The sequence below is a fragment of the Limibacillus sp. genome, assembly GCA_037379885.1.
Classification (GTDB): domain Bacteria; phylum Pseudomonadota; class Alphaproteobacteria; order Kiloniellales; family CECT-8803; genus JARRJC01.
Genome location: JARRJC010000011.1, coordinates 23,841 through 45,541, shown reverse-complemented (window position 1 = coordinate 45,541; position 21,701 = coordinate 23,841). Strand labels below are relative to the sequence as shown.

The window sequence follows — 21,701 nt, the reverse complement described above, 5'->3', positions numbered from 1 at the left end:
GTGCTGGAGCGCGCCGAAGGGTGACAAGGCCGCTCCAAAAAACGACTCAATTACTGGTTGGTCATTTCTCTGCAAGAAATTCGCCCTATCTTCTCTCTCCGATCGCTAGTTCTGTCGGCTCTAAACTTTGAGCGTTGGAGGGAACCATGCAGAAGAAGACCTTTGCGCGCGCAGAAGACATTTACGAGATCGGCGATGAAGGCAAGGAGGCCTATCTCATCATCGATGGCGCGGTGGAGATTCTCCACAGGGACGACGAAGGCATTATCGTGCTCGCCGAGCTGGGCGCGGGGGAGATTTTCGGCGAGATGGCCTTGCTGGACAAGACAACCCGCTCGGTCAGCGCCAGGGCGAAGGAAGAAACCACGGTCTACGCCGTCAACCCTCACCAGTTCGACCGCTTGATGGGAGAGCTGACGGATGACGCTCGTCACGTTCTCTCCGCGGTCATAAAGCGCTTGAGAAGCATGAACGAGCGCTTGATCGCCTTGGAGCGTGGCCGCCCGAACGCCTGAAGCCGCCGATTGGCTCCTCGAGGTTTGCTCTGCCCCCGGACTGGCCGGCAGCCGAAAGCCCCTGCGCCAGCGATAGAGAATTTCCTCGTTAAGGGGATTGCCGTTAAGCTCCGCGCATGTCTTCCAACTCAAGAAAAAGCGGCGGCGGCGCTGCGTTCGGAGCGTTCGTCTTTGCTCTTCTTTTCGCCGTGCTGTCCCCTTCGCCGACCTCGGCCTCTGAGGAGAAACGCTTCGGCCGCTGGACCAGTGGCTTCGATCACAGCGTTCCTGGAGAAAAGCTCTGCTGGCTGATCAACGGAGAGGTCGCCTTCTACATCTGGGCCATCGAGGAGCAGGGCTACAGGGGCGAGTGGCTGACCCAGTACGGCAGTGAAGAGGCGTCCTTTCCGAGATCCTTCTACGCGGACATCGACGGAAACGAGTTCAGCGGCGAGGAATCGATTGGCGGCCCGGCGCTCATCGGCGCCATGAAGGCGGGGCTCATTCTTCGGTATGAGTACGTTTTGCCCTCCGGCACGCGGCGGGGGTCTGTCTCCTTGATCGGCTTCACCAAGGGGTACCGCTATTGCCTCGATCAGGTGAGTTGACACAACCGGCGAAACGAAGAAGGCCGCCTCGAAGGAGACGGCCCTCTTAACTATCGAATCATGTGGTTCACCAGGCTACTCGGCGGCGTTGGCCCGGCGCTGCGGCATGCTGCCGTTGATGATGTAGGCCAGCGCCTCGACCACCTGCTCGGGCTCGCGCGCCACGGCCTGGGCGGCGCCGTCAACCTCTTTCAAGGCGTGATCGTGCTCGCCGGGATGCAGCGTGATGTAGGGCTTGCCGAGCGCGGCGGCATAGCCTGCGTCGAAGGCGGCATTCCACTGCTTGTACTTCTCTCCGAAGCGCACCACGACCAAATCCGCGTCCTGAAGCAGCGTCTGGGTGCGGATGGCGTTCAGCTGCGCGCCCTTCCGGTCATGCCAGAACTTGTCGCTCTCGGCGCCGAAGATCGCAACGCCGCAGTCGTCCGAGTCTTCATGCACCGTGATGGGTGCGGTGATCTCCACGGGCAGGCCCGCTTCCTTGACGCCCTGAGCGATGCGCTCGCGCCAGTCGGAGTGGATTTCCCCGGAAAGATAAACGGTCCAGCGTCGTTGGCTCATGGCGATCCTCCTATACAGCGTTGGCCGCTCTCGGCCGTCTCCATTGATCCTCGAAACTATATAGGGCTTGAGCCGCCGAGGTCCAAAAAGCGAAGCGCCAGCCGTCAAAGATACTGGCCTTGCGGGAAGGCTTGGCATATTTTCGGCGCATCATGAGACAGACACTCCTCTCCCTCCTCGCGACCGTTTTCCTCTTCACGGGCTTGGCCGCCTGTGCGAATCAGACCGAGTACCGCAGCGCGCCCGGCTTGCGCTTCGGCGCGCCCAAGACAATCGACGGACGGGAATATATCGTCGGGAGCCTTACCGGGGAGCGGAACCTCTATTACGTCACCCCCAAGCGGGGTGCTGCGAACGACGATCAGGAACTGATCCGCGCCGTCGCGATTTACTCCCGCTGCCAGTCCCACAAGATCATCGAACGGCAGGACCAGGGCCGCACCGCGATCGTCAAAGGCGTGATCTGCCCTTCCTAGGCGGCGCGCACTTCTAAAATCCGTAGAGCGCCGCAGGATTGTCCACGAGAATTTGCTCGCAGAGCGTCTCGTCCCCCACCCATTCCAACAGCAGGTCCAGAAGCGGGGCGTCCTCCGGCAGCCAGTCCTTTCCCGGATGCGGCCAGTTGCTGGCCCAGAGCATGCGCTCCGGCGCCGCCTTGACCAGCGCGCGCGCCAGCGGCGCCAGTAGCGCATAGTCCAAAGGCGCATCGGCGAAGGATTCGTAGGGCGCGGAGAGCTTCACCCAACAACGCCCGCTTTCGAGCAGGTCGAGCAGCAGTCTGAAGGCCGGGTGATCCGGCTCCACCGGCGGCGTGAAGCGGCCCAGATGGTCGATCACCAGGGGACAGGGCAAGGCCGCCAGGCGCGCGGCATGGTCGGGCAGTTCGCGGCCGTTCAGCTGAAGCTGGATGTGCCATCCCAGCGGCGCGATCTTGGCGGCCACATCCTCCAAGGCGTCCCAGGCCAGGGCGCCGCCGGGCAGCATATGAAACCGCGCGCCACGCCCACCGAGAGCATGAAGGCGCTGCAACTCCGCTTCGCTTGTATCCCGGTCCACCACGAAGACAGCGCGCGCGCTCTTCCCGAAGGCCTCAAGAGCTGCGATCTGACAGCTGTTGTCCAGACCGTAGGTCGTGGGCTGCACCACCACCACGCGCTCCAACCCCAGATGCGCCTGTAGCTTCCGGTAGTCCTCGATCCAGGCGTCATCCGGTGTGATCAGGGCCGAGGGCGCGGAGGGAAAGCGGGCGTTGTAGAAATGCATGTGGCAATCGCAGGCGCCGGCAGGCGCCCGCAGACGCGGCGGCTGGGCGGCCTCGTCGAGCGGACGGAACCCCATGGCCCTAACCGGCCGCCTTCAGGGGTGCGGAGATGCTGTGTCCGGCGGCGGTCAACTGCCGCGCGAGTTCGGCGATGTGGGTAGGCCCGATCTCGCAGCAACCGCCGATGATGCTGGCCCCTTCCTCCACCCAATCGAGCGCATGCCGGGCATAGCTGCCCGGCCCCAGGTCCTTGCGGGCCTCCAGCACCTCGACGGTGCCGCCTGGCTCCAGCGCCTCGACCGAGGTGAAGCCGTTGGCGTAGGCGCCCAGCGTCAGGCCGCAGCCTCTCAAGGTCTTCAGCGCGGTGGTCGTGGCCTCAGGCGTCGAGCAGTTGATCAGCAGCGCTTGCGCCCCCGCCTCCGCGGCGACCGTCGCCAGTTCCCCCAGGCTCTGACCGGATCGCGCACGGCTGCCGTCCGCGTCATCCACCGTCAGGGCGCACCACACCGGCCTGCCACTTTCATGCGCAGCCCCGACCGCGGCGCGCACTTCACGCGCCCGCGTCAGGGTTTCACAGAGAAACAGGTCCACGCCCGCATCCTGTGCGGCCACCATCCGGCGGTACTCCGCAAGACAGTCCTCGTAGCTGGGCACCACGTCCGACCGGTAGCTGGCGACCAGCGGCGGCAGGCACCCGGCGATGGCGACGTCGGGACGTCCGCTGCGCTGACGGGCCCGCAGCGCGGCGCAGACGGCCGCCTCCTGCATGGCCGAAAAGCTCTCGCCCGCACCTTCCAGGGTGAGGCGCGGCCCGGTGACCGCATAGCTGTTGAGGGTCACGACGCGCGCGCCCGCCTCGATGAACTCCAGATGGAGCTGCTCGACCAAGTCCGGCTCCTCAAGCAGCATCAGCGCCGACCAGAGCGGGGTCAGCGGCAGACTGCTGCGGCGCGTCAGCTCCTGGCCCATGCCGCCGTCCAGCAATTGGATTTCCATGGCGTCCTCCCGCCTCTTGTTCTTCTTCCTCGCCCGCTGTGCGGTGCGACGGGCGAGATGGAACCATTTGGAGAGGGCTAAATCCACGGAAAATGCGCCTTTTGGCTCTAGGAGGGGTCACCTCCTTCGTTCTAGAATTCTTAGGAATACGGTCTTTCAACAGGGATCAACAGGAGGACGCGAAGAGAATGCCCTACAGCCTTAACGACCTCGCCGCCGACATCCGGGCGGAACTCTCCAAGAAGCCGGTGGAGGACTGCGCGGAGGAACTCTGCGCCTTTGTCTCCAAAGCCCTCAAGGACAAGGATTTCGTCGCCAAACACCTGCCGGACCGCGCGGAGGGCGAAGCGCCCCGCGAAGTGCTTTACGAGGATCCCGATCTCGGCTTTTGCATCTGCGGCCATGTCTACAGCGGCGAGGCAATCGGCAACCCGCACGACCACGGACCGAGCTGGGCGATCTATGGGCAGGCCGAGGGCAGCACCGAGATGATCGACTGGAAGATCGTCAAGCCGGGCTCGGGCGACGAACCGGCCCTGGTCGAAAAGGCGCGCAGCTACACCCTCAAGCCCGGCGACGCCCACTTCTACAAGGTCGGTCACGTGCACTCGCCCAAGCGGGTCGCGCCGACCCGCCTGATCCGCATCGAAGGCAGCAACCTCGACCACATCCAACGGTCCAACATCAAGGCGGCCTGACGCGCCGAACCGCCCCGCTCCCGGTAGCTTTCACGGCCTGGGGCCCTAGACTCTTCTCTAGCCGTCCGATCCCGGATCCGGGTTCTCGCCGGACGCGCGCAGGATAAATGCAAGACTAAGGAAGCGACAGCGATGCTCTTCAAGATCGGGCAATCCCAGGTGCGGCTGGAGGACGACCGCCTGCTGCTGGGTCAGGGCCGCTATACCGCGGACCAGACAGCGGAAGGCGAAACCGCCATGGCCGTGCTGCGCTCTCCGGCGGCCAACGGCGCGATCAAGAGGCTGGAGACGTCCGAAGCGCGGCAGGCCCCAGGCGTGCTCGCGATCTACACAGCCGAGGACATAAAAGCGGCAGGCATGGGACGTTTCGAGCCCCGCTCCAAACCGCCCAAGCCGGACGGCAGCGACTTCTTCACACCGCCCTTCTATCCCTTGAGCAGCGATCGGGTGCGCTATGTCGGAGATCCGCTGGCCGTCGTGGTCGCGGAGACGCGCGAGGCCGCCGAGGACGCACTGGAGTTGATCGAGCTGGATATCGAGGACGAGGATGCGGTGGTGACGCCGGAGGCCGCCATCGCCGAGGGCGCGCCCGCGGTCTGGGACGAGGTGCCCGACAACCGCGCCTTCCGGGTCGAGCTCGGCGACCGGGAGGCGGCCGAGGCCGCCTTTGCCGCCGCGCCCCGCCGCCTGGAACAGCGCCTCGACATCTCCCGCGTCGCGGCGGCGGCGCTGGAGAACCGCAACGCCCTGGCGCTCTACGACGCAGCGGAGGAGAGCTACCTGCTCTACCTCGGCACCCAAGCGCCCCACCGCATCGCCGACGGCATGGCCGCGATCCTGGGCGTGCCGCGCGAGAAGATCCGGGTCGTCTCCGGCGACGTGGGCGGCGCCTTTGGCATCAAGAACGGCCCCTATCCCGAATACGCCCTCGCGCTCTTCGCCGCGCGCGAATTGGGCCGCCCGGTCCGCTGGACCTCCAGCCGCCTGGAGTCCTTCCTGGGCGACAACCACGCCCGCGAGCAGATCGCCACCGCCGCCATCGCCTACGACGAGGACGGGCGCTTCAAAGGCCTCAAGGTCAGCATCCTGGCGAACATCGGCGCCTATCTGGGCCAGACCGGCACCAACCCCATGGTCAACAACATCGGGACGGTGGTCGGCGTCTATAAGACCGGCCCGGTCTTCGTGGAGATCGAGGGCATCCATACCCACACGCAATCCATGGCCCCCTACCGGGGCGCCGGACGGCCGGAAGCCACCTACATCATCGAGCGGCTCTGCGATCTCGTCGCCCGCGACCTCGGCCTGGAGCTGCCAGAGGTACGCCGGCGCAACTTCATCCAGCCGGAGGAGATGCCCTATAAGACGCCGCTCACCTACAGCTATGACTCGGGTGACTTCCCGGCGGTCATGGAACAGGCCCTGAAAGAAGCGGACTGGGCCGGATTTTCCGCCAGACGCGAAGAGTCGGCGGCGCGCGGCAAGCTGAGGGGACTCGGCATCGCCAACCCCATCGAGATCGCCGGCGGGCCTATCGGAAGCCCGCAACCGGAGTTCGCCGCCCTCACCATCGACGAGACCGGCGGCGCCGACCTGCGGGTCGGGACCAGCGACACCGGCCAAGGTCACCGCACCACCTTCGCCCAACTGCTGGGCGAAACCCTGGGGATCGAGGTGGAGGACATCCGGTTCCGTGACGGCGACACCGGCGTCATCGAAAAGGGGACCGGCACCTTCGGTTCCAGAAGCGCAGCCGCCATCGGCGTCAGTCTGGGAAAGGTGGCCGAGCAGATCATCGCCGAAGCCAAGCCGGACGCCGCCGAAGAGCTGGAGGCGGCGGAGGCCGACATCGTCTTCGAAGAGGGGCGCTTCCTGATCGTCGGGACCGACCGGGGCCTGACGCTGCAAGAGCTGGCGCGCCAGCGCAAGCGCAGCTACTCGGCCGAATCCTTCGACAGCACGCAGAACTGCAGCTTTCCCAACGGCTGCCACATCTGCGAGGTAGAGCTCGACCCGGAAACCGGCGGCCTGGAGGTGCTCAGCTATCTGGTCGCAGACGACGTGGGCCGCGTCCTCAACCCCCTGCTCATGGCCGGGCAGATCCAGGGCGGCGTCGCCCAGGGCTTGGGCCAGGCACTGTTGGAGCAGCTGGTCTACGAGGAAGGCTCCGGGCAGCTCCTGACCGCCTCCTTCATGGACTACGCCATGCCGCGCGCCAGCGACCTGCCCGCGCTCAGGGTGCTGAGCCACCCGGTGCCGACGCCGACCAACCCTCTGGGGGTCAAGGGAGCCGGGGAAGCGGGTGTCGTGGGTTCGCTGCCCGCCGTGATCAGCGCCGTCTCCGACGCTCTTTCACAAAAGGGGGTCCACCATATCGACATGCCTGCCACGCCCGAACGCATCTGGCGCGCCCTCCGGGGTTCGGTGTAATCAAGGCGCATGTCTGAAACAGAAGACCAGCAAGAGGACAGCCAAACGCCCGCGCAACAGGACCGCGCCCGCATCCTCGGCAAGATGGCCCTGGCGTTGGTCATTGGCACAATCGGCGGCGTCGTTTTCAACTGGCTGACCATGCCGCTGCCCTGGATGCTGGGGGCCATGGCCTTCAACACCGTCGCCGCCGTCCTGAAGGCGCCGATCCTGCCCGCCTTGAAGGTGCGGCCCTACGTGATCACCGTCCTGGGGGTAATGCTGGGCTCCGGCTTCACGCCCCAGATTCTCGACCATCTGGACGCCTGGGCGCTCTCCCTTTCCTTCCTTGGGCTCTACCTTCTGGCGGCCGGCCTGATCGTGGTGCCCTACTACCGGAAGGTGGGCGGCTTCGATTCGGTGACCGCCTACTTCGCCGGCATGCCCGGCGGCCTCAACGAGATGCTGCTGATCGGCAAGGACATGGGCGGCGACGACCGCAAGATCGCGCTCGCGCACGCCAGCCGCATCTTTGTGGTGGTCTGCATGGTGGCCCTCTACTTCAGGGTCTTCGCGGGCTATGACCTGGGCGACCGCAGCCAGTTCGGCGTTCCCTTCTCCGAGATCCCGGGGATGGAGCTCGCGATCCTCGCCGCCTGCGCCATCGTCGGATTCTTCCTTGGCAAGCTGCTGCGCCTGCCCGCTCCTCACCTGCTGGGGCCCATGCTGGTGAGCGCGATCGTTCACCTGACGAATCTCGCCCACGCGCCGCCGCCGCAGGAACTGGTCATGGTGGCGCAGATTTTCTTGGGATCGGTGATCGGCTGCCGCTTCCTTGGAAGCGCGGCCTCGACGGTCGGCCGGGCGCTGCTTTTGAGCCTCGGAGCCTCCGTCCTGATGCTGGCGATCACGGCCTTCTTCGCGCTCGCCTTCCATCAGCTTTTCCAGCAGAGCATCGCGCAGGTGCTGCTCGCCTACTCGCCCGGCGGTCTGGCGGAGATGAGCCTGGTGGCGCTCGCCATGAACGCCGAGGTCGCCTATGTGGCGAGCCACCATGTCGTCAGGATCCTGCTCGTGATCCTGTTCGCGCCGATGGTCTTCGCCTTGCTTCGGCGGCGCGGCGGCTCGTGACTCTCAGGTAAGACAGATCGCGGCGGCCAGAGCGCGGCCGCTGTCGTAGGCCGCCTCCGCATCCGCCCCGAGACACCAGTCGCCGCAGACCCCGAGCCCGAGTTCCGCGTTGAAGAGGAAGGGCTCGCCCAGGGGCCTCTCCGTGAAACCGTAGCGCCAGCGGTGCCCGGCCAGGTGCGCCGGTTTTCGCGGCGCGACCTCCGCAGCCTCGAAGAACGCCGCCAGCAGTCGCTCCGCGGCCTCCGGCTTCTCAAGCTCGAGATGCTCGCGGCTCCAATCCTCGCGCGCCTGAAGAACCCAGCAGTCGAGCCCGCCGCCGCGCCCGGGCTTCGCGCTGTCGTGGATCGCGCTTGCCAGCGGTCCGGCGGTAAAGCGTAGCAGAGGGTCCTTGAGGGACAGCGGCTCGGAGAACGCCGCCAGCGCCGCCCAGCAGGGCCGCATGGCGGCCTTCGCCACCGCCGACGCCATGCCCGGCCAGGGCTGGAGCAGCGCTTCGGCCTGGGGCTGCGGGATCGCCAGCACCAGACGCCGGTAGCGGCCGTCAAGGTCACCGGTCGAGGTCTGAAGCCGCCAGCCCTCCGGGTCCTTCGAGAGACCGGTGATCTCAACGGAGTTCGAGATATCCAGGCCCTCCGCCAGGGGCCGGACCAGCGCGCTCATGCGGGGATCGCCGACCCAGCCGCCACCCTCAGGCCAGGCGCAGGCGCTGGGGTTGCTCTCCAGGAAGGCGCCAAAGGCGGCGCGCTCCGCCGTCAGGGTCGCAGCGCCGTGGTCGAACTGCCCGCCGTCGATCCGCCGCGTGGCGAGCCGCCCGCCGAGCCCGCGCCCCTTGTCGAAAACCTCGACCCGGAGGCCGGCATCGGCCAATGCCCGGGCGCAGGTGAGGCCCGCGAGGCCCGCGCCGATCACGGCAAGGCTGTTCTCATCCGACATCGAATGGCTCCCCTAGTCACGGAACGGGCGGCGATTGCGGGCCGCCCCATCAGGAGGCAGCTAGGGCCGCCATCGAGAATGACCAGGGCAAAAAGGCCAGGGGGCCTCAGACCACCTCTACGGCGATATCACCGATGCCGTCGATGTGGCCGTGCAGCTTGTCGCCCCGCTCCACCGCGCCGACGCCCGACGGCGTCCCGGTGAAGATCAGGTCGCCCGGCTGCAACTCGAAGAGCCCGGAGAGGTAAGAGACCACCTCGGGCACCTTCCAGATCAACTGGTTGAGGTCGCCGGTCTGGCGCCGCTCGCCATTGATGTCCAGCCAGATGGCCCCCTCCGTCGGGTGGCCGATGTCCTCGGCAGCGACCAGCTCTCCGCAAGGCGCGGACTGCTCGAAGGCCTTGCCGACCTCCCAGGGGCGGCCGGCCTTCTTGGCCTCGCCCTGCAGGTCGCGGCGGGTCATGTCGAGCCCGGCGGCATAGCCGTAGACATGATCCAGGGCGCTCTCCACCGGGATGTCCTTGCCGCCCTTATGCAGCGCGATCACAAGCTCCATCTCGTGGTGCACGTCGTTCGATGCGGGCGGATAGGGAAACTTGCCGCCGCCGACCAAGAGGTTGTCCGGATTCTTCTGAAAGAAGAACGGCGGCTCCTTGTCCGGGTCACCTCCCATCTCCACCGCGTGCGCTGCGTAGTTGCGGCCCACGCAATAGATGCGGTGGATCGGGAAGAGGCTGTCCTTGCCGCGGATCGGCAGGGCCGGCACGGCCGGCGGGCTGAAAAGATAGCTCATGGTTCTAGGATGCTCCCTGGCTGGCTTAGGGTCTGGCTGGCTTTGGGCTTGGCTGGCGAGGCCATGAAACAGCTCCGACGACCCGGCAGGCCCTCAGAACCGATTTGAAACCAATTCCATATTGGTATTATGATCAGAGAAGATTGGTCAAGCGATTGGTCTTGATTTCGAGGGGTTCACCGGTTCATGGACGAAGGTCAAGGCGCTCTCACCCAGCTTCGCGCCTTTCTTGCACAGCACGACTTGAAGCGCGACACCAAGCTGCCGCCTGAGCGCGAGCTCTGCGAGACGCAGGGCGTGTCACGCGCCGAACTGCGCAAGGCCCTGGCCGTCCTCGAGCAGGAAAAGATGGTCTGGCGGCATGTCGGCAAGGGGACCTTCATCGGTGCGCGCCCGCAGAGCGAACTCGCCAAGATCTCGGAAGTCGCACAGCACAGCAATCCGGCGCAGGTCATGCGCGCGCGCCTGCTGATCGAGCCGGAGATCGCAGCCGAGGCCGCGCTGCACGCGACCTCCGGCGATCTCTTAGAGATGCGCGTCTGTTTGGAGCGCTCGCGCGAGACCAAAAGCTGGCGCCAATACGAGACCTGGGACAACCGCCTGCATCGGACCATCGCCGAGGCGACCCACAACACCCTGCTCGTGGCCCTGTTCGATCACCTGAACGCGGTGCGGCGGGCGGTCGTCTGGGGACGGCTGCGCGAGGGGCCCTCCTCGCCTCCGGCGAACCATCACTCCTTCGACGAGCACGACGCCATCGTCTCCGCCATCGAGGAGCGCGACAGCGCCTCCGCGCAGACCCTGATGCGCAAGCATCTGACGAAAGTGGAGAGCGGCCTGTTGGAGCGGCGGGACGAACCGAGGACCGCCGCGCTGCGGTGAAGAAAAGACCCTCCTCCCGAAAACCGGGAGGAGCAACAAAGAAGCTAGAGAAAAAACATCAACCTCAAGGGAGGATAAGACCATGAAGCATTTGCTTAAAAAAATCGCCGGGAGTCTCTTCGCAGTCCTGCTGGTTGCGGGCGTGACCCTCGGCCAGGCGAAGGCCGACACGATCCGGATCGCCTTGGCGGAAACGCCTTCGGACGAACTCGCAGCCTTCTTCGTCGCGCTGGAGCGCGCCAAGGCGAACGGGCTGGACTATGAGTGGACGGCCTTCTCCGACGAGGAACTCGCCATCCAGGCGGTCCTGAGCGGCCAGATGGACATCGGCTTCGGCACGCCCTATGCGGCCATGCAGAAATCAAAGGCCCCGATCCGTATCGTGTTCCAGCTCTCCAAGCTGAAGTTCTTCCCGGTCACCTCCAAGAAGTACAGCAAGCTCGAGGATCTGGACGGCGAGCCGATCATGCTGCACTCGCGCGGCGGCGGCACCGATTCCATCGCGAACGTGATCGAAGACCGCCTGGGCATCAAGTTTGGGGAGCGCTCCTACGTGCCCGGGTCGGCCAACCGCATCGTGGCGCTGATCGCCGGCCAGACCGACGCGACCATCGTCGACCTCTCCAACAAGAACAAGCTGATGAAGCAGGAAGGCGACAAGTTCAACGTGTTGCCGATGTTCGAGGTCGACGCCAGCGACGAGGCGCTCTTCGCCAACCTCGACTGGATCAAGGAGAACGAGGCGCAGGTGGACATCTTCGTCAAGGCCCTGCTCAGCACCTGGCAGGACATGAACGAAGACCCGACGATCATCGCCCGGGAGACCAATCCCGACGGCCCGATCGGCCAGCTGCCCAAGGAGATCCTGGACGGCCTGGACGGCTTCTATAAGGACGCCGTGGAGGGTGGCCTCTACGACCCGAACGGCGGCGGCCGCAAGGCGGCCATGGCCGATATCGAGTGGTATTCGGCAGCCGGACAGCTGACCGGCGATCCGGCCGAACTGAATATCGAGGACTTCTGGTACCTGAAGCCCCTGGACGAAGCGGCCAAGTAAGCCCGCTTGGACGGCTGGCGGCCCCACCCTGTGGCCGCCGGCCGTTCCCTTTCGCTTCTTTTCAAGGCTAGGAAACCTGTCCCGATGCTCAAACGCTCGCTCGCCCTGAAACTGCTCTCCGCGGCCATCGTGTTCGGCGCGTGGGAGATCGCGGGGCGCATCCCGGTCAGCTATGCCTTTCCGACCTTCATAGAGTCCATGACCGCGCTGGTCGCCTTGACCTTCGACGGCTCGCTTTTCACCGCCTACGCGGAGACGCTGCGCCCTCTCGTGGTCGGGATCGCAATTTCAGCGGTCGTGGGCATCGGCGCGGGGCTCTGGATCGGCTTGTCGGCCAAGTTCGACTGGTTCTTCTCGCCGATCTTCATCGTGATGCAGGCAGCACCGCTGGCCGCCCTCATCCCGCTGCTGGTCATGGCCTATGGGATCGGGCTCACCTCCAAGGTCTCCGTGGTCTGCATCATGGCGATGCCGGTCATCGTGCTGAACACGGCGAGCGCCGTGCGCAACACCCCGACCTCGATCAAGGAGATGGGCCGCTCCTTCCTCGGCAGCGACAGCGACATCATTCTGAAGATCATCATTCCGGCCGCCTCGCCCATCATCTTCTCAGGTCTTCGGCTCGGCATCTCGGCGGGCTTCATCGGTGCGATCCTCTCCGAGCTCAAGATCACCCCGACCGGCGTCGGCGACATCATCACCTACAGCCGCTCCATTGCAGATTATCCCAGCATGTATGCGGCGATCTTCTCGATCATCCTGCTGGCCGTCCTGTTCTTGAACCTGCTTGAGAGGCTCGAGCGCTATCTCTTCAAAGGAAACGACCTTGGCTATATCTCCGACTAAAGAAAGCCCGGATGCCGGCGAGACGCTCTCGGTGGAGAGCGCGGTTTCAGCCCGGAACATCTCGAAGAACTACGGCGAGGTGGAAGCGCTCAAGAACCTCTCCCTGGAGTTTCCGCGCGGGCAGCTCACCTCGCTGCTCGGTCCCTCGGGTTGCGGCAAGACCACGCTTCTCAAGATCATCGCCGGACTGCTGCAACCCGACAGCGGCGAGGTCGAGGTCAGCGGCAAGCTGGTTACCGGGCCCGGTCCCGACCGCGCCTTCGTGTTCCAGGATTTCGCTCTGCTGCCCTGGGCCAGCGTGATGCGCAACGTGGCTTTCGGCCTCGAGCTGCGCGGCATCGCGAAGTCAGAGCGCGAAGCGATCGCCGAGAAGTACATCCGCCATGTCGGCCTCGCGGGCTTCGAGGAGAGCTTCCCCCACGAACTGTCCGGCGGCATGCGCCAGCGCGTCGGCCTCGCGCGCGCGCTCTCGGTCGACGCTCAGGTGCTCTTGATGGACGAACCCTTCTCCGCCGTGGACGAACAGACGCGGCGAAAGTTCCAGGAAGACCTATTGGAGCTGGTGCAGGAGGAGAACAAGACCTTCATCTTCGTGACCCACTCGATCGAGGAGGCGGTCTATGTCTCCGATCAGGTGGCGATCCTGCTGCCGCGCCCCAGCCGGGTGTCTGAGATAATCAGGCCCAGCGGATTCCGCCACAAGGACCGGGATGCGATCCGGCGCGATTCCGAGTATCTCGATATCGTCGACCGCATCTGGGCCTCGCTCAGAAGCTATGTTGAATAGGCGGCGAAGGGCATGAAGATCTTTGGATATCAACTCCCCGGGATGTCATCGCTGATCCTCTGGGGCCTGATCTGGGAGGCATTCGGGCAGTTGGACCTGACCTTCTTCATCCCGCCGCTCTCCGAGGTCATCGGGACGCTGTTCGAGATCATCGGCACCGATGCCTTCATCAAGGCCTTGAGCGAGACGGCCTATGCCTTCCTTGCAGGAGTCGCAGCGGCGATCCTGATCGGCGTGCCGGTCGGCGTGCTGATGGGCAAGAACCGGCTGCTGGACGAGATGCTGCTGCCCTGGGTCAACATCTTCTTGAGCGCGCCGCTTACCGCCCTGGTGCCGGTGCTGATGGTGTTGTTCGGCTTCGGCATGAAGTCGATCATCATCACGACCACGCTCTTCGCCATATGGATCATCATCCTGAACTCGCGCGCCGGACTGTTGCAGATAAACCGCTCGCTGGTCGAGATGGGCCGCTGTTTCGGCGCCTCGCCGCGCGACGCTTTCTTCAAGATATATATCTGGGCCGCCCTGCCCGAGATTCTGAGCGGCATCCGCATCGGCGTCATCCGGGCGGTCAAGGGCGTCATCATCGGCCAGTTGCTGATCTCGATCGTCGGTTTCGGCGCCTTGTTCGAGCTCTACTCCTCGAACTTCCTCATGGCGCACTTCTGGGCGGTCCTGATCGTGCTCTTCGGGCTCGCCTTCTCGATCTCGGAGTTCTTCGCCTACCTGGAGCGCCGGGTTTCCTACTATGCCGCCAAGCGCTGACGGACAGACCGGGGGCAGCCGGGCGTGAGCGAAGCCGGATTCCTCTCCGACCTCGCTTGGCTCCCCGCCGAGGTTGAGGTTTGGGCGGCCCTTGCGATGGTGGCGGCCAGCTTCGGCACCTCCTTCATCACGGCGGCTTTCGGGATTGGCGGCGGGATCATGCTGCTGGCCCTCCTGGCCGTGTTGCTGCCGCCGGTGGCGCTGATCCCGGTTCACGGCGTGGTTCAGGTCGGCTCCAACCTGGGGCGCACGCTCTTGATGCTGCGGCAGGTTCAAACGGCCATGATCCTGCCCTTCAGCTTCGGCTCCCTGCTGGGCGCCGCCCTCGGCGGTGTCCTCTTCATCCAGGTTCCGCCCTGGGTCGTGCAGTTCGCCATCGCGGCCTTCATCGTCTGGTCCGTGCTGGGCAAGCTGCCGGCCATCGGACGCCATCATGTCTTCGCGGGCGGCGCATTCTCGACCTTCCTGACCATGTTCTTCGGCGCCACCGGCACGTTCGTCGCGGCAATGGTCAGGACGCTGAAACTGCCGCCGCTGGAACACGTCGCAACCCATTCGGCCCTCATGACCATCCAGCACGGCCTGAAGATCATCATGTTCGGCTTTCTGGGCTTCGCCTTCGGGCCGTACCTTTTCCTGATGGCCGCCATGATCCTGTCAGGCTTCCTAGGCACCATGCTGGGCCGCCAGATCCTCGTGCACCTGGGTGAGCGCTACTTCAAGCCTGTCTTGAGCGCCATACTGCTGCTGCTCGCCGCCAGACTGGTCTGGAGCGCGCTTGAGAATGTCTTGGAGCAGCCCATCCTATGACCGACCCTTCGGCCCCTCCCCCTGGTAGGAGCGGACAGCGGAACTACATGGGTAGATACGGAAATCGAACACCAAAAGAAGGAGACGCCATTCATGCTAAGTCGCTTAGCCGCCCTCGCCTCCCTGCTCGCGCTTGCCACCCCGCTTGCCGCCGCCGCGCAGGACACCGTGAAGGTCACGCCGCTCGGCGGACAGGAAGGAGAGTTCTGTCTTCTCGACCGCGCCATGGTCTTCGAGGATCCGAACGGCACACGTCTTCTCTATGATGCCGGGCGCACGGTGGCGGGTCCCGAAGACCCGCGTCTTGGCAAGATCGACGTAGTTCTCGTCAGCCACGTACACGGCGACCATATCGGTGACAGCCGTACGTCGGCGGTGAACGCCGGGGCCTGCGGACAGCCGGACATGTCGGTCAGCGCGACGCCCCACTCGAGCTCGGTCGAGATCGCCGTCGCCAAGGACGCGACCATCGTCACCGGGTCCGAGATGCCGAGCTTCTTCGCCGGAAAGCTCAAGGCCGCCGGCGGCGACCCCAAGAAGTCCCTGTTGGCGCGCTTCGGCGCCAGCCAGACCATCGGCGGGGTCAAGATCACCACGGTGCCCGCCGTGCACTCGAACGGGCTGGCCCCGGGCTTCATCGGCGGCCCGATGGGCGAGCACATGGCCGAAGCCGGACTTACCGCCTATGTCGGCCCGCCGACCGGCTATGTCCTGACCTTCACCAACGGTCTCGTGGTCTACCTTTCCGGCGACACCGGCATCACCGCCGAGCAGGATCTCGTCGTGCGCGGGCATTACGGCGCGAAGCTCGCGGTCATGAACATCGGCGACACCTTCACCACCGGTCCGACCGAGGCGGCCTATGTGGTCAACGAACTGGTGAAGCCGGCCTCGGTCATCGCCTCTCACGCCAACGAGGAAGCGACCAAGGGCGGCGAGGTGATCGCGGGAACCCGCACCGAGGCCTTCATGAAGGCCAGCAACATGCCGGTCCATGTCCCCTTGAGCGGGCGCACCCTGTCGTTCGACGCCGGAGGAAACTGCGTTGAGGGCTGCTCCTGATCGCTTTTTTCGGGAACTCTGACGGAAAAGGAAAAGGCCGGGGCAATGCTCTGGCCTTTTTCATTGAGTTCCTTTTCCTGAGAGAACGCCTCTTTACTCCTCCAGGCCCAGAAGACGGCGGCCGTCTTCGGACAGGGTCCCGTCCCTCTCAATCATGCGCGACACGACAAGCGCCGTCGCGTAGCTCGATCCGATCGCGGTGAAGAACCTGGCAACGCGGGTCAACAGCGCGAGCGGCGAGGGAACATGCAGATGAAGCTTGCTGGCGAGTGCGGTCATGGCTCTTCTCCTCTTCTTTCTATGACCAAAAGATAAGCAGCGATGCTGCGGCGCACAATCCGCAGAAGCCTCTTGTCAGCCATGCTGTATACGCATGCATACGAAATGGGTGTGCATGCAGGCAAAGCCCTTCTAATCGAAGAAGGCGCCCAACTTTGTCGACAATTGTAGACACTTCAACGATGGTCGAAATTACGGGATTCGGGGCCGCTTGCTTATCCAGTTCGAGCAAACCCCTCCCGTTGCTCAATAATTAGGGCTTCATAAACAGAACTGTTTCGTCAACAATAGTTCGACTTGATTGACGCTTTCGAGGTTGGTCACGATGGACGACAGTTTGGCCAAATACGGCGAGGCCGGTTCGCTCAGCGGTCGCGTGCAAGCCGCGATCGAAGAGATGATCATGAGCGGTGAGTTGCGCGGCGGCGACCGCGTGAACGAGATCGCGCTGTCCGAGAAGTTCGGCACCAGCCGGGGCCCCTTGCGCGAAGCCTGCCGGGCTCTGGCGCAGGAGGGGCTGCTGGTCGCCATCCCCAATCGCGGCGTCTTCGTGCGGGAGTTGGGTCTCCGCGAAGCCTTGGAGGTCTATGACATCCGCTCCGCGCTCGACGAACTGATGGGGCGGCTGATCGCCGAACGCGCGAGCGACGCCCAAGTGGCCGAACTCAATTCCCTCGTCGAGCAAATGGACGAGGCGGCGGCGTCACGGGACCTGGAGCGTTACTACCCGACCAATCTAGAGTTCCACAACAAGCTGCTGTCCTACGCGCACAACCAGCGGCTGGAGCGGCTCTACCGCAGCCTGATCAAGGAACTGCACCTCTTCCGCCGCAAGGGGCTCCTGCAGCAGGGGTCCATGCGCATCTCGAATGAAGAGCACCGTCAGATCGTCCACGCCATCGCCGCGCGCGATCCCATCGCCGCCGGCGTCAACATGAAGAGCCACGTGATGGCGGCCAAACAACGTCTACTGGCGGCGGTGGAGGCCGAGCGGAGCGCCGAGGCGGCTGCAAGTCCCTTGAGGCAGGCCCGCAAGGGCAAAAGCAATCCCTAGTTCGCAGCGCCTACCTGTCCGGCGCCCTTAACGTCCCTTGAACTCAGGCGGGCGCTTTTCCATGAAGGCGCGGCGCCCTTCCTTGTAGTCTTCGCTGGCAAAGCAGGCGTCCACCAGCTCGTCGCAAAGCGCCAGGTCGCGGGCCTCGGCGTCCTTCAGGACCTCGTTCGAGATCAGCTTCATGGCCTTGACCGTGAGCGGCGCGTTGGCGGAGATCTTGCCGGCGTACTCAGTCACGAACGCCTCAAGCTCTTCTTCGCTCACCACCTTGGACACGAAGCCCACGCGGTAGGCCTCCTCGGCGTCGATCCGATCGGCGGTAAACATGAAGTGCTTGGCGGCGGCCGGACCGACCGCGTCGATCAAGCGCTTGATGGCGGCGAAGGGATAGCCCAGCGCGAGCTTCGCCGCCGGCATCGCGAACTTGGACTTGTCGGAGCAGAAGCGAAGGTCGCAAGCAGCCGCCAGATTGAGCCCGCCACCGATACAGTAGCCGTTGATCATGGCGATGGTCGGCTTGGGAAAGTACTGGATGCGCTCGTAGACCACCTTGATGCGGTCGTTGTAGTGCTTGACCGCCTCCATGGAGCCGCGCTCCTTCTCGAACTTCGAGATGTCGGCGCCGGAGACGAAGGACTTTCCGCCTGCCCCCGAAAGCACCACGACGCGGATATCCCCGTCCTTTTCGAAATCGTCCATGATGCGGTCGCAGGCGTCCCACATCTCCAGGGAAACGGCGTTGTGTTTCTCCGGATTGTTGAAGATCACATGCCCGATGGCCCCGTCCTTGCGGGACAGCATCTTGTCCGTCGTCTGCTCCATGATGGCTCTCGCTCTTTCGTCTTGGTGGTGAATGCCGCCCCGTCTTCAGGGCTCAGATGATTTGCCGCTCGCGCAGATCGGCGAGGCGCGCCGCATCGTACCCGAGTTCCTCCAGGATTTCGGAGGTGTGCTCGCCCTTCTCCGGGGGATGCTGAACGATCTTGCTGGGGGTCCCGGTCAGCACGACCGGCTGTCCGACAAGGCTGGTCCTGCCATAGGGGATCGTGTCCGCCTCTGTGGCGATCCCCAGATGCTGGACCTGCGGGTCGGCGAAGACCTCGTCGATCTTGTTGATCTCGCCGCTCGGGACTCCGGCTTCCAGCAGCATCTCGACCAGATCGACGCTCTTGTATGTCTTGGTGATGGCCTCGATCTCGTCGTTGAGCTGATCGCGATGCGCAAGGCGCGCGGCGTTGTCGAGATAGTCGGGGTTCTGGGTCCAATCCTCTTTGCCAAGGACCTTGCAGAGCCGCTTCCAGATGCCCTCGCCCGCCACCGCGATGTTGACCGAGCCGTCCTGGGTCTGGAAGACGCCGGTGGGAACGGAGGTGGGGTGATTGTTACCGGCCTGGTCCGCGACTTCGCCTTTGGTGAGCCAGCGCGCGGCCTGGAAATCCAACATGAAGATCTGCGACTGCAGCAGGGAGGTGTGAAGCCACTGGCCCTCCCCCGTCTTCTCGCGGCTGATCAGGGCCACCAGCACGCCGTGCGCGCAGAACAGCCCGGCCGTCAGGTCCGCGATGGGGATGCCCACGCGCATGGGGCCGCGCCCCGGCTCGCCGGTGATCGACATCAGCCCGCCCATGCCCTGGGCGATCTGGTCGAAACCGGGACGTTTGGCGTAGGGCCCGTCCTGACCGAAGCCGGAGATGCTGGCCATGATGATCTTGGGGTTGATCTTCTTCAGTTCCGGATAATCGATGCCCAGGCGCTGCTTGACGTCCGGACGGAAGTTCTCGATCACCACGTCGGCGTCCGCCACCAGCTTGCGGAAGATCTCCAGGCCCTCGGCCTCCTTCAGGTTGAGCGTCAGGCTGCGCTTGTTGCGCTGCAGGTTCTGGAAGTCCGGCGTATGGCGCGCGGCGCCGAGCGACCCGTCCGGCTCGATGCTTTCGGGCGGCTCGATCTTGACGACGTCCGCGCCCCAATCAGCCAGCTGGCGGGCGGCGGTGGGACCGGACCGCACCCGCGTGACGTCGAGCACGCGGATGTGCGACAGAGCATCGGATGCTGGTACGTGCGGCATGGTCCTATCGATCTCCCTGTTTGGTTTCCGCGCCTTCCGCTCTCCTTCTCGGTGGAAGCGGTTCGGCGTCTCTCCTTGCTATCAAGTCGCGAATTCTCGCAGGCCCGAGAGGTCCGGCTGCTCGAACAGGCCGCGGGCATAGCTCTCCAGAGCCTGGGCTTGGTCATCCGACCAGCCGCCAAATCGCGCGTTTTCATGGAACTTCTTGGCCATCTCCTCGTCGCTCAAGGGCTGGCGGCGGCCGCCCTTGAAGCAGGGCTGATTGGCCTCCAGCACCCTGCCGTCCTTCAGCGTCGCCTTCAGATCGCCAGTGTAGTTCTTGGGATACTCGTTCTCGGGATCGATCTCGTAGGAGACCTTCTCCGCCAGCGCCAGGATGTCGGCCTCTGCGATGCGCGCCTCGGTGAACTGCCCAAGACCCGCCGCCCCGTCCTTCAGGGTCACGGCGACGCAATAGGGAACGGAGAACTTCGCCCCATAGGGGGTCGAGGGCTTCGCCTTCTCGGCCTTCGGCTCCCAAAGCCGGTGGACCGTGCCCTCGCCGACCTGCGCGACGATGGACTCGATGGCGCCCAGATCGCCGATCTGTTCGCGCAGCGCGAGCGCGCAGTCCACGAAGGGTTGGGCCATGGTCCCACAGGCGTAGGGCTTGAAGGCGAGGTTCGATACCTCCCAGCGGCTGCCCCAGCCTTCCAGGAGATGGCTGAAGTCGCGCTCGATGGTCGGCACGGCAAAGGCGTGGAAAGCGCCGTGTTCGCCCTCGAACACGGAGCGCGGACCGACAAAGCCCGCCTCGGCCATGCGCGCGGCGCGCCAGCCCGCGCCGGCCGCCCAGCCGGGATGCATGCGCTTGGTCCAGGTGCCTTCGGCCAGGTACTCGATGATGCCCGAGGCCATGGAGCCCACGATGCCGAGCGCCGAAGCGGTCTGCTGCGGGGGCAGGCGCAGGGCCGTCGCCACGCCCGCCGCCGCGCCGAAGGCGCCGCAGACCGCTGTTGGGTGAAAGCCCTGGCGATGCATGGCCGTGGGCGCCACGAGCGCCAGACGGCAGACAAGCTCCGCGCCCACCGCCAAGCCGCGCAGGACATCCTCGCCGGAAAGCTTCTGGCGTTCTGCGGCGGCCAGCAGGGCCGGCACCACGACAGCGCCGACATGGACCGGCGTGCCCTCGAAGGTATCGTCGTAGTCCTCTCCGTGGACGGCCGTGCCGTTGACCAGCGCCGCCGTCATGACGTCGTAGCCGCCGGGGTGGCCTACCAGGGTGCAGGGGCCCTCGGCGTCCGCCGCCTTGATCACGGCCTGGACATAGGTCTCGTTGCGCGCGGCCACCATCAGCCCGAGAGAGTCATAGACGGTCCGCGCAAGGGCGGTGCGCACCTCCTGAGGCAGGTCGCCGGCCTTGAGCCCGGAGGCCCAGGCGGCAAGCGTTTCCGCCGCGAAGACCTTGTCCTGGATCATGGCAGGTAGCGCCCCCCGTTGACGTGATAGGTCTGGCCGGTCATGTAACCCGAATTGGGTCCGCAGAGCAGCGCGATGACGGCGGCCACCTCTTCCGGCTCGCCGCGCCGGCCGACCGGGGGAAAGGCCTGCTTGCCGGGATGGGCGGCGCGCTCGCCGGCGGCGCCGCCGCGCTCGGTCTCGATCTCCCCGGGCACCACGCAGTTGGCGGTGATGCCCCGATCGGCGTACTCAATCGCGAGCGCCTTGGAGAAGCCCACCATCGCCGCCTTGGTCGTCACCACATGGGCGCGCTTGGCGGCCCCCATGTGGCCGGAAAGACCGCCGATGTTGATGATCCGGCCCCAGCCGGCCTTCAGCATGTCGCCGATGGCCGCCCGGCTGGTCAGGAAGGCCGCGTCTTGATTGATCGCCATCACGGCCCGCCACTCCTCAAGGCTCATTTCCTCAAAAGGCACGGCCCTTCGAAGAGCGGCGTTGTTCACCAGGACGGCGACGCGTCCGAGCCCGCGAGCGGCCTCGACCAGCGCGTCGGCCGTCGCCGGTTCGGTCAGGTCGCCCAGCACGGCCGTCGCCCTGACGCCCGCCGCTTCCAGGAGACGCACGGTCTCCTCCAAGCCTTCCCGGTTGGAGCCGGAGTGAACGACCAGGTCAAAGCCAAGCCCGGAGAGTGCGAGAGCGCTCGCGCGGCCGATGTTTCGGGCCGCGCCCGTGACGATCGCCACGGGGTTGTCTCCGGCTTGGCTCAT

24 protein-coding genes are annotated in these 21,701 nt (G+C 65.1%); 14 read left to right on the top strand and 10 right to left on the bottom strand.

Going from position 1 to position 21,701, the window contains the following annotated elements; genetic code table 11:
* Window positions 1-146: 146 nt before the first annotated feature.
* Window positions 147-515 carry a cyclic nucleotide-binding domain-containing protein gene (locus P8X75_05735; protein ID MEJ1994703.1) on the top strand — a complete coding sequence of 123 codons (369 nt, stop codon included), beginning with the start codon at window positions 147-149 and terminating at the stop codon, window positions 513-515.
* Window positions 516-631: 116 nt separating this feature from the next.
* Window positions 632-1,102: a hypothetical protein gene (locus P8X75_05730; protein MEJ1994702.1), complete on the top strand. Its 471-nt coding sequence runs from the start codon at window positions 632-634 to the stop codon at window positions 1,100-1,102.
* A 75-nt stretch (window positions 1,103-1,177) separates the two neighbouring features.
* Here P8X75_05730 and P8X75_05725 read toward each other — a convergent pair whose 3' ends face one another.
* Complete coding sequence (locus P8X75_05725) at window positions 1,178-1,663, bottom strand: YtoQ family protein (GenBank protein ID MEJ1994701.1); 486 nt, start codon at window positions 1,661-1,663, stop codon at window positions 1,178-1,180.
* Between the two features lie 152 nt (window positions 1,664-1,815).
* Here P8X75_05725 and P8X75_05720 point away from each other — a divergent pair, with 152 nt between their 5' ends.
* On the top strand, window positions 1,816-2,139 hold the full coding sequence (locus P8X75_05720; GenBank protein MEJ1994700.1) for a hypothetical protein: 324 nt from the start codon (window positions 1,816-1,818) through the stop codon (window positions 2,137-2,139).
* A 13-nt stretch (window positions 2,140-2,152) separates the two neighbouring features.
* Here the strand turns inward: P8X75_05720 and P8X75_05715 are convergent, their stop codons facing one another.
* Window positions 2,153-3,001, bottom strand: a complete 849-nt coding sequence (locus P8X75_05715; GenBank protein ID MEJ1994699.1) for an amidohydrolase family protein — start codon at window positions 2,999-3,001, stop codon at window positions 2,153-2,155.
* A gap of 4 nt (window positions 3,002-3,005) precedes the next feature.
* Window positions 3,006-3,920, bottom strand: coding sequence for a homocysteine S-methyltransferase family protein (locus P8X75_05710; GenBank protein MEJ1994698.1), 915 nt, complete (start codon window positions 3,918-3,920; stop codon window positions 3,006-3,008).
* 188 nt (window positions 3,921-4,108) lie between these two features.
* Between P8X75_05710 and P8X75_05705 the strand changes: the two genes are divergently transcribed.
* The 3 genes from P8X75_05705 to P8X75_05695 all read left to right on the top strand — a co-directional run bounded on the left by P8X75_05705 (window position 4,109) and on the right by P8X75_05695 (window position 8,158).
* Complete coding sequence (locus tag P8X75_05705) at window positions 4,109-4,618, top strand: hypothetical protein (GenBank protein ID MEJ1994697.1); 510 nt, start codon at window positions 4,109-4,111, stop codon at window positions 4,616-4,618.
* A gap of 132 nt (window positions 4,619-4,750) precedes the next feature.
* Window positions 4,751-7,048 (top strand): xanthine dehydrogenase family protein molybdopterin-binding subunit, encoded by a 2,298-nt coding sequence (locus P8X75_05700; protein ID MEJ1994696.1) that lies wholly within the window; start codon window positions 4,751-4,753, stop codon window positions 7,046-7,048.
* 9 nt (window positions 7,049-7,057) lie between these two features.
* The gene (locus tag P8X75_05695) at window positions 7,058-8,158 is read left to right on the top strand and encodes an AbrB family transcriptional regulator (GenBank protein ID MEJ1994695.1); all 1,101 of its coding nucleotides are present in this window, start codon (window positions 7,058-7,060) and stop codon (window positions 8,156-8,158) included.
* Window positions 8,159-8,161: 3 nt separating this feature from the next.
* Here the strand turns inward: P8X75_05695 and P8X75_05690 are convergent, their stop codons facing one another.
* The gene (locus tag P8X75_05690) at window positions 8,162-9,091 is read right to left on the bottom strand and encodes an NAD(P)-binding protein (protein MEJ1994694.1); all 930 of its coding nucleotides are present in this window, start codon (window positions 9,089-9,091) and stop codon (window positions 8,162-8,164) included.
* A gap of 106 nt (window positions 9,092-9,197) precedes the next feature.
* Window positions 9,198-9,884 (bottom strand): fumarylacetoacetate hydrolase family protein, encoded by a 687-nt coding sequence (locus tag P8X75_05685; GenBank protein ID MEJ1994693.1) that lies wholly within the window; start codon window positions 9,882-9,884, stop codon window positions 9,198-9,200.
* Between the two features lie 186 nt (window positions 9,885-10,070).
* On the opposite strand from P8X75_05685, the gene P8X75_05680 reads away from it, so the two are divergent.
* From P8X75_05680 to P8X75_05650, 7 genes are all read left to right on the top strand, one after another.
* Window positions 10,071-10,766 carry an FCD domain-containing protein gene (locus tag P8X75_05680; protein ID MEJ1994692.1) on the top strand — a complete coding sequence of 232 codons (696 nt, stop codon included), beginning with the start codon at window positions 10,071-10,073 and terminating at the stop codon, window positions 10,764-10,766.
* Between the two features lie 82 nt (window positions 10,767-10,848).
* On the top strand, window positions 10,849-11,823 hold the full coding sequence (locus P8X75_05675) for an ABC transporter substrate-binding protein (protein ID MEJ1994691.1): 975 nt from the start codon (window positions 10,849-10,851) through the stop codon (window positions 11,821-11,823).
* 84 nt (window positions 11,824-11,907) lie between these two features.
* Window positions 11,908-12,669 carry an ABC transporter permease subunit gene (locus P8X75_05670; GenBank protein MEJ1994690.1) on the top strand — a complete coding sequence of 254 codons (762 nt, stop codon included), beginning with the start codon at window positions 11,908-11,910 and terminating at the stop codon, window positions 12,667-12,669.
* Between the two features lie 31 nt (window positions 12,670-12,700).
* Complete coding sequence (locus tag P8X75_05665; protein MEJ1994689.1) at window positions 12,701-13,456, top strand: ABC transporter ATP-binding protein; 756 nt, start codon at window positions 12,701-12,703, stop codon at window positions 13,454-13,456.
* A gap of 12 nt (window positions 13,457-13,468) precedes the next feature.
* Entirely contained in the window at window positions 13,469-14,221 is a 753-nt protein-coding gene (locus P8X75_05660; protein MEJ1994688.1) for an ABC transporter permease subunit, read from the top strand.
* Between the two features lie 24 nt (window positions 14,222-14,245).
* Window positions 14,246-15,031 carry a sulfite exporter TauE/SafE family protein gene (locus P8X75_05655; GenBank protein ID MEJ1994687.1) on the top strand — a complete coding sequence of 262 codons (786 nt, stop codon included), beginning with the start codon at window positions 14,246-14,248 and terminating at the stop codon, window positions 15,029-15,031.
* A 93-nt stretch (window positions 15,032-15,124) separates the two neighbouring features.
* On the top strand, window positions 15,125-16,093 hold the full coding sequence (locus P8X75_05650) for an MBL fold metallo-hydrolase (protein MEJ1994686.1): 969 nt from the start codon (window positions 15,125-15,127) through the stop codon (window positions 16,091-16,093).
* 93 nt (window positions 16,094-16,186) lie between these two features.
* Here the strand turns inward: P8X75_05650 and P8X75_05645 are convergent, their stop codons facing one another.
* A complete protein-coding gene (locus P8X75_05645; protein ID MEJ1994685.1) occupies window positions 16,187-16,372 on the bottom strand; it encodes a hypothetical protein in 186 nt (61 codons plus the stop codon).
* A 325-nt stretch (window positions 16,373-16,697) separates the two neighbouring features.
* On the opposite strand from P8X75_05645, the gene P8X75_05640 reads away from it, so the two are divergent.
* Window positions 16,698-17,426, top strand: a complete 729-nt coding sequence (locus P8X75_05640; GenBank protein ID MEJ1994684.1) for an FCD domain-containing protein — start codon at window positions 16,698-16,700, stop codon at window positions 17,424-17,426.
* Between the two features lie 27 nt (window positions 17,427-17,453).
* Here the strand turns inward: P8X75_05640 and P8X75_05635 are convergent, their stop codons facing one another.
* The 4 genes from P8X75_05635 to P8X75_05620 form a co-directional block, all read right to left on the bottom strand.
* On the bottom strand, window positions 17,454-18,248 hold the full coding sequence (locus P8X75_05635; GenBank protein MEJ1994683.1) for an enoyl-CoA hydratase: 795 nt from the start codon (window positions 18,246-18,248) through the stop codon (window positions 17,454-17,456).
* Between the two features lie 52 nt (window positions 18,249-18,300).
* Window positions 18,301-19,494: a CaiB/BaiF CoA-transferase family protein gene (locus tag P8X75_05630; GenBank protein ID MEJ1994682.1), complete on the bottom strand. Its 1,194-nt coding sequence runs from the start codon at window positions 19,492-19,494 to the stop codon at window positions 18,301-18,303.
* Window positions 19,495-19,575: 81 nt separating this feature from the next.
* Window positions 19,576-20,952 (bottom strand): MmgE/PrpD family protein, encoded by a 1,377-nt coding sequence (locus P8X75_05625; protein ID MEJ1994681.1) that lies wholly within the window; start codon window positions 20,950-20,952, stop codon window positions 19,576-19,578.
* Entirely contained in the window at window positions 20,949-21,701 is a 753-nt protein-coding gene (locus tag P8X75_05620; GenBank protein MEJ1994680.1) for an SDR family oxidoreductase, read from the bottom strand. Before P8X75_05620 ends, P8X75_05625 begins: the two co-directional genes overlap by 4 nt.